This is a genomic window from Nocardia arthritidis NBRC 100137 (genome assembly GCF_001612765.1).
Lineage (GTDB): Bacteria > Actinomycetota > Actinomycetes > Mycobacteriales > Mycobacteriaceae > Nocardia > Nocardia arthritidis.
The window spans coordinates 89346-102131 of sequence record NZ_BDBB01000024.1 but is presented as its reverse complement, the minus strand read 5'-3'; the positions used below and the strand labels follow the sequence as shown (position 1 = coordinate 102131).

The 12786-nt window shown below is 69.7% G+C and carries 13 protein-coding genes; 10 read left to right on the top strand and 3 right to left on the bottom strand.

Annotation, left to right across the window (positions count from 1 at the left end; genetic code table 11):
* The first annotated feature begins 61 nt into the window (after positions 1 to 61).
* On the top strand, positions 62 to 1285 hold the full coding sequence (locus NA8_RS18770) for a L,D-transpeptidase (protein WP_063051662.1): 1224 nt from the start codon (positions 62 to 64) through the stop codon (positions 1283 to 1285).
* Between the two features lie 6 nt (positions 1286 to 1291).
* Here the strand turns inward: NA8_RS18770 and mscL are convergent, their stop codons facing one another.
* Positions 1292 to 1783, bottom strand: a complete 492-nt coding sequence (mscL, locus tag NA8_RS18765) for a large conductance mechanosensitive channel protein MscL (protein ID WP_369690261.1) — start codon at positions 1781 to 1783, stop codon at positions 1292 to 1294.
* A gap of 121 nt (positions 1784 to 1904) precedes the next feature.
* Positions 1905 to 2639 carry an SDR family NAD(P)-dependent oxidoreductase gene (locus NA8_RS18760; RefSeq protein WP_063051660.1) on the bottom strand — a complete coding sequence of 245 codons (735 nt, stop codon included), beginning with the start codon at positions 2637 to 2639 and terminating at the stop codon, positions 1905 to 1907.
* Between the two features lie 72 nt (positions 2640 to 2711).
* Between NA8_RS18760 and NA8_RS18755 the strand changes: the two genes are divergently transcribed.
* The 8 genes from NA8_RS18755 (at position 2712) to NA8_RS18720 (ending at position 11543) form a co-directional block, all read left to right on the top strand.
* A complete protein-coding gene (locus tag NA8_RS18755) occupies positions 2712 to 3533 on the top strand; it encodes an alpha/beta fold hydrolase (RefSeq protein WP_063051659.1) in 822 nt (273 codons plus the stop codon).
* A gap of 77 nt (positions 3534 to 3610) precedes the next feature.
* Positions 3611 to 5056 carry a D-inositol-3-phosphate glycosyltransferase gene (gene mshA / locus NA8_RS18750; RefSeq protein WP_157106770.1) on the top strand — a complete coding sequence of 482 codons (1446 nt, stop codon included), beginning with the start codon at positions 3611 to 3613 and terminating at the stop codon, positions 5054 to 5056.
* A gap of 5 nt (positions 5057 to 5061) precedes the next feature.
* Positions 5062 to 5556 (top strand): type III secretion system chaperone family protein, encoded by a 495-nt coding sequence (locus tag NA8_RS18745; RefSeq protein ID WP_063051709.1) that lies wholly within the window; start codon positions 5062 to 5064, stop codon positions 5554 to 5556.
* Between the two features lie 79 nt (positions 5557 to 5635).
* Positions 5636 to 6526, top strand: a complete 891-nt coding sequence (locus NA8_RS18740) for an ROK family protein (protein WP_063051657.1) — start codon at positions 5636 to 5638, stop codon at positions 6524 to 6526.
* A gap of 81 nt (positions 6527 to 6607) precedes the next feature.
* Positions 6608 to 7345, top strand: a complete 738-nt coding sequence (locus tag NA8_RS18735; protein WP_063051656.1) for a phosphoglyceromutase — start codon at positions 6608 to 6610, stop codon at positions 7343 to 7345.
* A gap of 216 nt (positions 7346 to 7561) precedes the next feature.
* On the top strand, positions 7562 to 9619 hold the full coding sequence (locus tag NA8_RS18730) for a CocE/NonD family hydrolase (RefSeq protein ID WP_063051655.1): 2058 nt from the start codon (positions 7562 to 7564) through the stop codon (positions 9617 to 9619).
* 187 nt (positions 9620 to 9806) lie between these two features.
* Positions 9807 to 10226, top strand: coding sequence for a YciI family protein (locus tag NA8_RS18725; protein ID WP_063051654.1), 420 nt, complete (start codon positions 9807 to 9809; stop codon positions 10224 to 10226).
* A gap of 15 nt (positions 10227 to 10241) precedes the next feature.
* Positions 10242 to 11543: an RNA polymerase sigma factor gene (locus tag NA8_RS18720; protein ID WP_063051653.1), complete on the top strand. Its 1302-nt coding sequence runs from the start codon at positions 10242 to 10244 to the stop codon at positions 11541 to 11543.
* Between the two features lie 11 nt (positions 11544 to 11554).
* On the opposite strand, the gene NA8_RS18715 is transcribed toward NA8_RS18720, so the two are convergent.
* Positions 11555 to 12214, bottom strand: a complete 660-nt coding sequence (locus NA8_RS18715; protein ID WP_063051652.1) for an NADPH-dependent F420 reductase — start codon at positions 12212 to 12214, stop codon at positions 11555 to 11557.
* Between the two features lie 89 nt (positions 12215 to 12303).
* On the opposite strand from NA8_RS18715, the gene NA8_RS18710 reads away from it, so the two are divergent.
* Positions 12304 to 12711: a winged helix-turn-helix transcriptional regulator gene (locus NA8_RS18710; protein ID WP_174550101.1), complete on the top strand. Its 408-nt coding sequence runs from the start codon at positions 12304 to 12306 to the stop codon at positions 12709 to 12711.
* Positions 12712 to 12786 lie beyond the last annotated feature (75 nt).

Below are 12786 nucleotides of genomic sequence, written 5' to 3'. Positions count from 1 at the left end.
GCCGCGGAAACGAGTCCGGCCACGCGCCGCGCGTAGATTCGACGAAGTGAACCACCGTCCGATGATCCGCCGATCGGTTGCCGTGGCGTCGGCCATCCTGCTGGTGGTCGTCGCCCTGGTGGCCGGTTGCACCATAGACCGTGACTCCGGCCCGTCGAGTCGCGACTCCGGCCCGATCGCCAAAGTGAACTTGAACCCCGCCGATGACGACACCGACGTCAACCCGACCGCCCCGGTCTCGGTGACGATCAGCGACGGCACCATCGATCAGGTCGCGCTGACCAACGCCGCGGGCAAGCAGGTCCGCGGTGAGCTCGCCGCGGACCGGCGCGGCTACACCATCACCGAGCCGCTCGGCTACGACGCCACCTACACCTGGTCGGGCACCGCCGTCGGCACCGATGGCAAGCCGATCCCGATCGATGGATCGTTTCGCACGCTCGCGCCCAAGAACACCGTCCCCGCGACCCTGAACATCGGGGACAACCAGGAGGTCGGCATCGCGGCGCCGATCATCCTGCAGTTCAAGTCCTCGGTCGTGAACAAGGCGGCGGTGGAGAAGGCGCTCACGATCACCACCGACCCGCCCACCGAGGGCGCGTGGGCCTGGTTCCCGGACGACGGCGGCTCACGCCTGCACTGGCGTCCGAGGAACTACTGGACGCCGGGGACGAGCGTGCACGTCTCGGCCCGGCTCTACGGACTGGACCTGGGCGCGGGCAACTACGGCGATTCCGATCTGACCACGGACTTCCGTGTCGGCCGCAGCCAAATCGTCAAGGCGAGCGCTCCCAGCCACCGCATCCAGGTGGTGCGTGACGGGCGGACCGTGTTCGATCTCGCGGCCAGTTACGGCGAGGGCAACCAACCGCGCAACGTGACCCGTTCGGGCGTTCACGTGGTCACCGAGAAGTACGAAGACTTCATGATGTCGAACCCGCCGTACTACACCAACGTCCGCGAACGCTGGGCAGTACGCATCTCCAACAACGGCGAATTCATCCACGCCAACCCGGAATCGCTGTCGGCGCAAGGCTCGGCGAACGTCACCAACGGGTGCATCAACCTGTCACCCGCTGACGCCCAGGCCTATTTCCCCACGGCGTTGTACGGCGATCCGGTAGAGGTGACCGGAACCTCGATCCCGCTCTCGGCCGCCGACGGCGACCTCTACGACTGGACCATCGACTGGAGCACCTGGAAGACCATGTCGGCGTTGCAAGGCGCGCCGTCGCCCGTGGTCTCCGCCACGCCCCTGCCCCCGCAGCCCGCGGGAGCGCGCTGACCGGTTCTAGCGGGCCTTCACGTTCCGCGCTTCGAACTCGCTGTCGTCGGAGTGTTCCGCTTCGATTCTGCGGTCGGCGGATTGTTGCGCGCGGACCGCTTCGTGCCGCTCGGCGAGCAGGTCGCGGATCTCGGTCAGCAGCTCGATCTGGGTCGGTTCGGCGGCCTTGGGGGTGCCGAAGCGGTTCTTGATCGTCTTCATGGGCACGATCAGCACGAAGTACAGCACCGCGGCGACCATGACGAAATCGACGGCCGCCGTGATGATCGGGCCGATGGCGATGAAGGTGGCGGGCTTGGAGGGGATCAGCTGAACGCCGAGGCCGAGCGCGTTGGTGCTGCCGAACACCGCGAGCAGCGGGTTGACAACGCCTTTCGTCACCGAGGTCACCACGGAGGTGAACGCGGTGCCCATCACGACGGCGACCGCGAGATCGATGACGTTCCCGCGCATCAGGAACTCTTTGAAGCCCTTGAGCATGAGCCGAACCACTCCCATCCGATGTCCTTACGCTGACAGCTCCTCGGATGCTAACGGCTCGAAACACGCAGCGAAGACCGAGCAATCCGCGACCCGGCCGAGTCCGCCGAACGAGTAATGCGATTCGGCTATGAAAGATTCAGGTACGACGGGCGAACCGCCCAGCGTCGGCCTGGTCACGCGGCTTGATGATGATCTGGTCCAGGTTGACGTGCGCTGGCCGGGACGCGACGAACCCGATGACCTCCGCGATATCCTGGGCGACCAGCGGGTCGATGCCCTCGTACACCTTTGCCGCCCGCTCGGCGTCGCCGTCGAATCGCACCAGCGAGAACTCGGTTTCCACCGCGCCGGGAGCGATCTCCGTCAGGCGTACCGGCTGCCCGAGCAGCTCACCGCGCAGGGTGCGGTGCAGCACGGCCTGCGCGTGTTTGGCTGAGGTGTAGCCGGAACCGTTGTCGTAGGCGGTGAACGCGGCCACCGAGGTGACGGTGACGATCAGTCCGTCGCCGGAGGCGATCAGTTTCGGCAGCAGGGTTTTGGTGACACGCAGCGTGCCGAGCACGTTGGTCTCCCACATCCAGCGCCAATCGTCGAGGTCGGCCTCGGCCACCGGCGCCAGGCCCTTGGCGCCGCCCGCGTTGTTGACCAGCACGTCGACGCGTTCGACCGCTTCGCCGAACGCGCGCACGGACTCGTCGGAGGTGACGTCGAGTTCCACTGCGGTGCCGCCGATCTCCTCGGCGAGGCGGCGCAGGCGATCGACCCTGCGCGCACCGACGTAGACGTGATAGCCCTGCTTCGCCAGCTCCCGGGCAGTGGCCTCGCCGATGCCCGAGCTGGCTCCGGTGACGACGGCGCTGCGAGTGCTCATGCCGGTAGATCCTAGGTGCGCGAGGTTTGCCGGATCGCCGCGGTCACCGGAACGACGGTTAGCCTCGGTGGCATGGCTATTCGGGACGTGGTGAGCGCGGACGGAACGAACATCGTCTATCGGGTCAGTGGTCCGGCGCACGGTCGCCCCTTGCTGCTGATGCACGGCTGGTCGGCGAACCTGCGCTGCTGGGGCGCGGCCGCCGACGACCTCGCCGCGCGCTTCCGGGTGATCGCCGTCGACCTGCGCGGCCACGGCTACTCCGACGCGCCCGCGACGGGCTACGACGATCCGAAGAACTGGGCGGCCGACCTCGCGGCGGTATTGGCGGCCGAGGACATCGCGTCCGGCGCGGTGCTGCTCGGCTGGTCCTACGGGGGGATCGTGCTGTCGGACTATTTGACCGCTTACGGCACGGACGCCGTCGCGGGTGTCGTCTACACCGGCTCGATGGCGAACATCGGGCCCGGTGTGCCGGGGGCGGCGACCGGCCGCATGATGGGCGAGGCCATACCGGGCGTCTTCGAGGAGAGCGCGGGGCGGGCTGTGCGCGCCTTCGGTGTGTTCGGCAACGCCAACACCGGACCGGGCGCGGACAAGGGACCCGACGCGCAGCGCCTTTTCGGGGCCAGTCTCGCCACCCCGCCCGCGGTGCGCAAAGCGCTGTTCTACCGGACCGTCGACAACACCGAGACACTCCGCGCGCTGGATGTTCCCGTGCTCGTCCTGCACGGGACGGCCGACCAGGTCGTCCCGATCGAGAACGGCCGCTACATCGCCGAGTCCGCCCCGGACGCGCGTGCGTCGTACTGGGACGGGGCCCAGCACGGGTTGTTCATCGAGGACCGTTCCCGGTTCGTCGCCGAGGTGAGCGCGTTCGTCGACGGCCTGTGATCGGATTCATGCCTGCCCTGTGATAGCTCTCACTTGCCGCGGATAGCGTGTCTGAGTCGGGGAACGCAACGTGCACTATGGATAGTGTGAGCCAGCGCCCGGGCCTACGGCCGAACCGTATCGCCGTGTTATCGGTGCACACCTCACCACTCGCGCAGCCGGGCACCGGCGACGCGGGCGGCATGAACGTCTACGTTCTGCAGACGGCCGTAGAACTGGCCCGGCGCGGCACCGAGGTGGAGATCTTCACCCGGGCTACGGCGTCGAACGTCCCGTCCGTCCAGGAGGCCGCGCCCGGCGTGCTGGTGCGCAACGTGGTGGCAGGCCCGTTCGAGGGGCTGGACAAGCACGATCTGCCCACTCAGCTGTGCCCCTTCACCGCGGAGGTGCTGCGGCAAGAGGCCCGGCATCTGCCCGGCTACTACGACCTGGTGCACTCGCACTATTGGCTGTCCGGCCAGGTCGGCTGGCTGGCCAGGGACCGGTGGCGGGTGCCGCTGGTGCACACCGCGCACACCCTGGCGGCGGTGAAGAATTCCGCGCTGGCCGAAGGCGACTGTCCCGAACCGGTGACCCGCGAGATCGGCGAGAAACAGGTGATCGCCGAATCCGATCGGCTGGTTGCCAACACCGCCGAGGAGGCCCGCCAGCTGGTCGAGCTCTACGGCGCCGACCCGCAGCGCATCGACGTCGTACCGCCCGGCGCCGACCTGAGCCGCTACCACCCCGGTGACAAGGCGTCCGCCCGCGCCGAACTGGGGCTGGCCGCCGACGAGCGGATCGTCGCGTTCGTCGGCCGGATCCAACCGTTGAAGGCGCCCGACGTGTTGGTGCGCGCCGCGGCCGAGGTGTTGCGCGCCGACCCGGCGCGCAAGCTGCGCGTGCTGATCGTGGGCGGTCCGTCCGGCAGCGGGTTGGAGCGGCCGCACGCGCTGATCGATCTGGCCGCCGAGCTGGGCATCGCCGAGCGGGTCAGCTTCCTGCCCCCGCAGCCCCCGCAGCGGCTGGTGCAGGTCTATCGCGCCGCCGACCTGGTCGCGGTGCCGAGCTACAACGAGTCCTTCGGCTTGGTCGCCATCGAGGCGCAGGCCAGTGGCACGCCGGTGCTGGCCGCCGATGTCGGTGGTCTCGGCACCGCCGTGCGGCACGATGTATCCGGTCTGCTGGTCCCTGGGCACCGCACCGCGGACTGGGCGAACGCGCTGGGCCTGCTGCTGGACGACCCCGACCGCCTGCACCGGATGAGCGAGCAGGCCGTCACGCACGCGGCCAACTTCTCCTGGGCGCACACCGCCGACGGGCTGCTGGCCAGCTACGCTGCGGCCCTGGCCGGTTTCCGGGAGGAGCGGACGGGGCTGGGCGGCCGCGGCCTGGCGCACAGCGTCGTGCGGGAGGATGCGTACGATTCGGACTCCGCCGACCGCACCGGCCCGGCCGGAGAGCGGACGGCGGCCCTGCTCGGTGAGACCAGCCAGGCCAGATCACGGGCGCTGTGGCGGCGCCGGATGGGAGTACGCCGGTGAACGAGGTGCAGGCGACCGCGCAGCTCATCGACGAGACGCTGCGCGACAGGGAGATCGAGTACACCCGGCCGGGCGAGGAGACTTTTGTCGTCGTCCTGCCCGGCGAGCGCAAACTCGCGACCACGGTGATGCTCACGGTGGGCAACCACGGTGTCCGGGTCGAAGCGTTCGTCTGCCGTAAGCCGGACGAGAACTTCGAAGGCGTCTACAAGTTCCTGCTGCGCCGCAACCGCCGGCTCTACGCCGTCGCCTACACCCTCGACCGGGTCGGCGACATCTATCTGGTCGGCCGCCTGTCCGCGCATGCCGTCACCCCTGACGAACTGGACCGGGTGTTCGGGCAGATTCTCGAGGCCGTCGACGCCGACTTCAACGTACTGCTGGAACTCGGCTTCGCCGAATCGATTCGGCGGGAATGGAAGTGGCGCGTCTCGCGCGGTGAATCGTTGCAGAACCTGCGCGCTTTCGAGCATCTGGTCGACTCCGCCGACAAGCCCTGACCGGCCGCCGGATCCGGCCCGCCGTGGCACCGGCCGGGTGACAATCGCAGGTGGCTCGGATCGGCGAAGGGACACGACGTTGGCGATTCTCGCTCTGGACATCGGCGCGACCAAGTTCGCGGCCGGTGTGGTGGGCCCCGGTCCCGAGGTGCGCGAAGTACGCCGGGTGGACGTGCCGGACGCGGGTGTATGGAGGGCCTGTCGGGAACTGCTGCTCGCGGTGGCGGCGGCGGAACCGGTCAGCGCCGTAGGGATCGGTGCGGCCGGTCCGGTGGACGTGCGGGCCGGCGTTACCGGTCCGTTGAACATTCCCGAGTGGAAAGCGGGCTTTCCGGTGGTCGCCGCCGTGCGAGAGCTGTTCCCGGCCGCCACGATTCGCTTCGCCATCGACGGCGCCTGTCTCGCGCTGGCCGAACACCGCCTCGGCGCGCTGCGCGGAGTGCCCGACGCGCTGGCCATGACGGTGTCGTCGGGGATCGGCGGTGGGATCGTCGCGGGCGGAAAGGTGCTGCTCGGGCGCACCGGCAACGCCGGGCACGTGGGGCACATCGTGGTGCCCGGCTGGGACACACCCTGCGGTTGCGGCGGCCGCGGCTGCGTCGAGGCGATCGCCAGCGGCATGTCGTCGGTGCGCTGGGCGCGCGAGCAGGGCTGGTCCGGCGGCACGGGTGCGCGACTGGCCGCCGACGCGCACGCGGGTGACGAGATCGCGGTCGCCGCCCTGCACCGGGCGGGCACCGCGCTCGGCACGGCGATCGCCTCGGCCGCCGCCCTGCTCGACGTCGACCGGGTGGTGGTCGGCGGCGGGTTCGCGCAATCCGGTGCGCCCCTGTGGGATCCGCTGCGCGCCGCGGTGGACGCGCACGCCGGGCTGAAGTTCCTGCACGGCCTGCGGGTGGAACTCTCCGGGATCGCCGAGGGCGCGACGCTGGTGGGCGCGGGCGTGCTCGCCGTGGACGAACCGGTCTGACATCGCGCTTTGCCGCGCAGGCGGTGGCGGCGGGGCGGGAACCGATGCGACCCGGCCGGGCGCGCATGGGAGGATGGCCGCATGACGTACACCCTCGTGCTGCTGCGCCACGGCGAAAGCGAATGGAACGCCCTGAACCTGTTCACCGGCTGGGTGGACGTGCATCTGACCGACAAGGGCATCGCCGAGGGCAAGCGCGCCGGGGAGCTGCTGGCCGAGCACGGCATCCTGCCGGACGTCGTCTACACCTCCCTGCTGCGCCGGGCGATCTCCACCGCGAACATCGCGCTGGACGCCGCCGACCGGCACTGGATCCCGGTGATCCGGGACTGGCGGCTCAACGAGCGCCACTACGGCGAGCTGCAAGGCAAGAACAAGGCGCAGGTCCGGGAGAAGTACGGCGACGAGCAGTTCATGCTGTGGCGCCGCAGCTATGACACCCCGCCACCGCCGATCGACCCGGCCAACGAGTACAGCCAGGAAGGCGATCCGCGCTACGCGGGCATCGAGGTCCCGAAGACCGAGTGCCTGCTCGACGTGGTCAACCGGATGGTTCCGTACTGGGAGGCGACCATCTCCAAGGACCTGCTGGCCGGCAAGACCGTGCTGGTCGCCGCGCACGGCAACTCGCTGCGGGCCCTGGTCAAGCACCTCGACCAGATCTCCGACGAGGACATCGCGGGCCTGAATATCCCCACCGGCATCCCGCTGCGGTACGAACTGGACGAGGACCTCCGCCCGGTGCGCCCGCACGAGTACCTGGACCCCGAGGCGGCCGCCGCGGGCGCCGCCGCCGTCGCCGGTCAGGGCGGCAAATAGCCGGCACATCGCGAACTCCGCAACGCGCTGTCACCCGCTCGGGTGGCAGCGCGTTGTCGTTTCAGGCGCGAACTCAGGGTGTTGCGAGCGACACGCCGGTAGGGCGGCCGTCGAACGGTGCTACAGCATCGGCCGATTAAGTTACCCACTGTTTTTACCGGCAAGTAGGTCGGTACACTCTGGTCGTTCGACCAGCCGAGAGGTGGATCACGTCCGATGAAGCACGCGTTGCGGGCCACGGTGGCGGCAGTTGCCGTCACGATGCTCGTTCCCTTCCTCGCAGGCGGCGCGGATGCCGTCGCGCCGCCCACCGGCCCGGACGGCGGCGCCGCCGGAGCGGACTGGGCGGCAACGCAAGACGGCCCCCAGCAGTACCCGGGCATCAACATCCAATGGGACGTCCCCATCACGATGAGTGACGGGACCGTTCTGAAGGGCAACGTCTACCGCCCCGCGGACGCCTCCGGCCGGCCCATCGACACGCCCACGCCGACGATCGTCAACCTCACGCCCTACACCAAGCTGGTGTCGAACCTGGCCGATCACGCGCAGTCGATTCCCGGCCTGTCCGACGCGCTGATCGAGCTGTTCCGCCAGATCGACATGAGCGGCACCCCGCTGTCCGGCGTCACCGATCTGACCAAGGCGTTCGGCGGCGGCGAACTGCGCAACTTCACCGTCGACCGGCAGCTGATCAAGAGCGGCTACTCGCAGGTGGTCGTCGACGTGCGCGGCACCGGTTTCTCCCAGGGCGTCTGGGACATGCTGCGCGACCGCGAGCAGCAGGACACGGTCGAGGTGATCGACTGGGCGTCCCGGCAGCCGTGGTCCAACGGCCGGATCGGCATGAACGGCATCTCCTACTCCGGGATCAACCAGGTGCAGGCCGCCGAACGGCGCCCACCCGCCTTGCAGGCGATCTTCCCGGTGGTGCCGGGCAGCGACCTGGTCAACGACGTGCTCGCGCCCGGCGGCGGCTTCGGTTTCAACTTCATCCCGCTGTGGCTGACCGCGATCAACGGCCTCAAGCTGATTCCCGATCTGGCTTCGGTGCTCAACGGGCAACTGGACACCACGTGGCTGGCAGACCGCGCCCGAGATCCGTTGACGTTCATGGACGTCCTGCTGAACGTCTACACCACGGCGCGCCTCGAGGATCTCGACCCGCGCGCCAAGGAACTGCTGACCGACGGTTCCCGGCCGCGTCAGGACTGGCTCGGTGACCCGAGCGGGATCCGGACGCCGACCTTCGTCACCGGCGGTTGGCACGACCTGTTCGCCTACTCGGAATCCAAGATCTACAACGAGATTCCGCTGCCGCCGGGCCAGAAGCAATTGCTGATGGGCAACACCTACCACCTCAATTCGGGCAACGAGTACGGCCGGCCGGGCCTGCCGCCGAGGCTGGACGTGTTGCAGCGCGCGTGGTTCGACAAATGGCTCAAGGACGTCGACAACGGCATCGACCGGTACGGCCCGATCACTCTGCGCCAGCAGGGTGGCGGCTGGATCACCACCGACTCGTTCGCCGCGCCGGCCCCCGCGGCGGAGGCGCAACAGGCGGTGCATCGCAGGATGTACCTGTCCGCCGCGCCCAGCGGCACCGCCAACAGTGTCTACGACGGTTCGCTCAGCCCCGAGGGCAGCGGCGAGCCCGCCCGCCTGACCGTTGCGCCCGGCCTGACCAGCCTGTGCTCCAACGACGCCGCGCAGGGCACCGCCGGTGTGCTGTCGGTGATCGACGGTTGCGCCAAGGATTCCAGGGTCGAGGAGCTCAACGGCCTGACCTTCACCAGCGCCCCGGTCGCCGAGCCGACCTCGGTCTCCGGGCGGATCGCGGTACGGCTCAACACCGTGCAGGACGCGGCCGACGGCTACTGGGTGGTCACCGTGAACGACGTCGCGCCGGACGGGCAGTCCAGCGTGCTGTCGTCGGGGCAGCTCATGGCTTCGCTGCGGGCGATCGACGACGCGAACAGCAGCAAGTCGGCCAACGGCGACTACACCGATCCGCGGCCGTTCACCTCGCTGGAGCAGCGGCAGCCGACGGTCCCCGGCGAGGTGACCACGCTGGACTTCGCGCTGCCTGCCACCGAGGCGCTCCTGCAGCCGGGCCACCGCCTGCGCGTCGACGTGTACGCGGGCAACTTCCCCAAGGGCCTGCCCATCCTGCCCATGCTGATCGACACCGGCCTGCGGCCACAGCATCTGGAGCTGGATCCCGATCGTCCGAGCTTCGTCAACATCCCGGTCAGAGGCAATCCGGGCTGGTAGGTCCGGGCGTGTGCCCTTCGCGCATCATGATCGACGCCGCGGGGTATGGGCGAGGGCACACGCTCCGATCGAACGTCTGGCGAACGGGTCGAAAAAACCTCGGCGCGTCTGTCGATCTCCGAAGGCCTTCGTTCGACCTATGGGTGAGAGGGTCCGGAGAGGGACCCGGACAGCCAGGGAGACAACCATGAAGTACATGCTGATCATGCGCGCCACCGACGAGGCCTACGCGGGGATGGTGAACACCGACTTCGACCAGCTGCTCGACACCATGGGCAAGTTCAACGACGAGCTGATCCGGGCGGGCGTGCTGCTCGCGGCGGAGGGATTGGAGGACGCCGCCGAGGGCGTGGTCGTCGACTACTCCTCCGAGACACCCGTCGTCACCGACGGCCCGTACGGCGAGACCAAGGAGCTGTTCGGCGGGTTCTACATTCTCAACGTGGCCTCGAAGGAGGAGGCGATCGAGTGGGCCAAGCGGATGCCGATGACCGGCCCCGGCTTCAAGACCGAGATCCGCCGGGTTCCCACGATCGACGAGTTCCCGCAGGACAACGTGTGGGTTCAGAAGGAGCGGGCGTGGCGCGAGGCCACCGGTCAGCTCTGAGCGGATCGAGCGGCGATGGGCGACCACACCGGCCGTGAGGCCGTCGCCGCGGTCTGGCGGATCGAGTCGGCCCGGATCGTCGGTGCGCTCGCGCGGTATACCGGCGACTTCGCGCTGGCCGAGGATCTGGCGCAGGAGGCGCTGGCCGAGGCGCTCGTGACCTGGCCGCGCGACGGCGTTCCGCGCAATCCCGCCGGGTGGTTGCTCACCGTCGGCCGCCGCCGCGCGATCGACGCGTTCCGGCGGCGCTCCGCCCTCGACGAGCGGTACACCGCCCTCGCCCGCGACCTGGGCGAGGGCGGCGCCGTCTCGGGAGGAGCGCCCGCCGATCCGGCCAGGGACGCCGAGGACGCGCTGTGGGATCCGGACCGGATCGATGACGACCTGCTCGCGCTGATGTTCATCTCCTGCCATCCCGTGCTGTCGCGGGAGGCGCGGGTGGCGCTCACCCTGCGGGTGGTCGGTGGACTGACCAGCGACGAGATCGCCAAGGCGTTCCTCGTTCCGGCCGCCACCGTGCAGGCCCGGATCACCAGGGCGAAGAAGACACTCGCGGCGGCCAGGGTGCCGTTCGAGGTGCCACCGGCCGAGCAGCGCACCGAGCGCCTCGGCTCGGTGCTCAGTGTGGTCTATCTGATCTTCACCGAGGGATCATCGGCCAGCTCCGGCGCGGATCTGATCCGGCTCGACCTCGCCAGCGGAGCACTGCGCTTGGCCCGGGTGCTGGCCCGGCTGGTGCCGGAGGCGCCCGACACGCACGGCTTGCTGGCGCTTCTCGAGCTGACCGCGGCGCGATTTCCCGCCCGCACCGCCCCGGACGGCGAGCCGGTGCTGCTCGAGCACCAGGACCGCGGCCGCTGGGACCGCGCCGCGATCCGCCGGGGCCGAGCCGCCCTTGCCCGCGCCGAGCAGCTCGGCCGGGGACTGGGCGCCTACGGGTTGCAGGCGGCGATCGCCGAATGCCATGCCGTCGCCGGGTCGGTCGAGACGACGAACTGGGAGCGGATCGTGCTCATCTACGAGGCGCTCGGCAGGCTCGCGCCCTCGCCGGTGGTGGACCTCAACCGGGCGGTGGCCGTCTCCATGGCGCGGGGGCCTGCCGCGGCGCTGCCGATCGTGGAGGAGCTCGCCGCCACCGCGGCACTGTCGCACTGGCATCTGCTGCCGAGCGTTCGCGGGGAACTGCTCGTCCGGCTGGGACGCACCGAGGAGGCGCGCGCCGAACTGGAGCGCGCCATCGGTCTGTGCGGCAACCAGCGCGAGCGGGTGGTGCTGGAGCGCAAGCTCGCCGACCTCGGCTCGGTCGATCCCGCTTGACTCCCGGCCGGTCAGTCGGTGACGGCGAACGCGGCGTCCACCGGCGGGAACATGGCGCGGGCATCGTGTCCGGCGAACCAGAGACCGACGGTGAACACCGACATAGCCTCGAGATAGCGGGCCCGGTGCAGCCCGCCCGCCGGGATCGGTTGCAGCCCGAGGTCTTCGGCCAGCGCCGCGACCGCTCGCACCGCCGCCTCGTCGTCGCCGCACAGCGGCATCGCCAAGCGGCGGCCGTCGAAGATCCGCTCCTTCGCCGCCCACACCTCGGCGGCACAGAGGTTGAACGCCTTCACCACGTGCGCACCGCGCGCCTGTTCCGCGATCCGTTCCGCGACAGCGTCTTCGGCCAACACGAACGCGGTGGTTCCCTCGGGTGCCGCGGCATCCGGTGCGAAGGCGTTCGTACAGTCGACGATCGTGCGGCCGGCCAGCAGGCCCCCGACGGCGTGCAGCACCTCCGGCAACGCATGGACCGGCAAGGCGAGCACGACGACATCGCCGAACCCCGCCGCGTCCGTGATGGTTCCGGCCCGCGCGCCGATCGCGGCGGCCAGTTCTCTTGCGGCGGCGGCGGACCGGGCGCCGACGAGCACCTCGCGACCGGCCGCGCTCCAGCCGCCGCCGAGCGCCCGCGCCATAGCGCCCGCACCGATGATTCCGATTCGCATTCCAACTCCTGACTCGAGGTGTTCGCTCACGACGCTAGGAAGCCCGATGGGCACTCCGCGGTGCGCAACGGCGCTGGCAAGCTGGAACGGTGAGCGCGGCACCGATCGAACCGGTCACCGCCGAGCGGGTGGAGTTCGCGCCGTACGGCGACTTCGAATCCGATTGCCCCGCTCGGATGGGTGTGGACATCTTCGGCAACTCCTGGTTGCCGGTGATCGTGTACATGCTGCGCGAGGGCCCCATGCGGCCCGGCGAGCTGCGCACGGCCATCGGCGGGATCAGTCAGAAGATGCTGACGCAGACGCTGCGCCGGATGGAGCGGATGACGCTGGTGCGCCGTCACCGCTACGCCGAGGCGCCGCCCCGAGTCGAATACGAGCTGACCACCGCGGGCGCGGATCTGCTGATCCCGATCTACGCTCTCGGCGACTGGGTGGACAAGCACGGTCACGCCGTGAACGAGGCGCTCGCCGGCGTCGATGACGAAGCAGACTGACCGCCCGGTGAATCGGTTGCCAGTACCCCATGCCGAACAGTGCGTAAACATGCGGCTAACGGGGCCGGAAGGGCC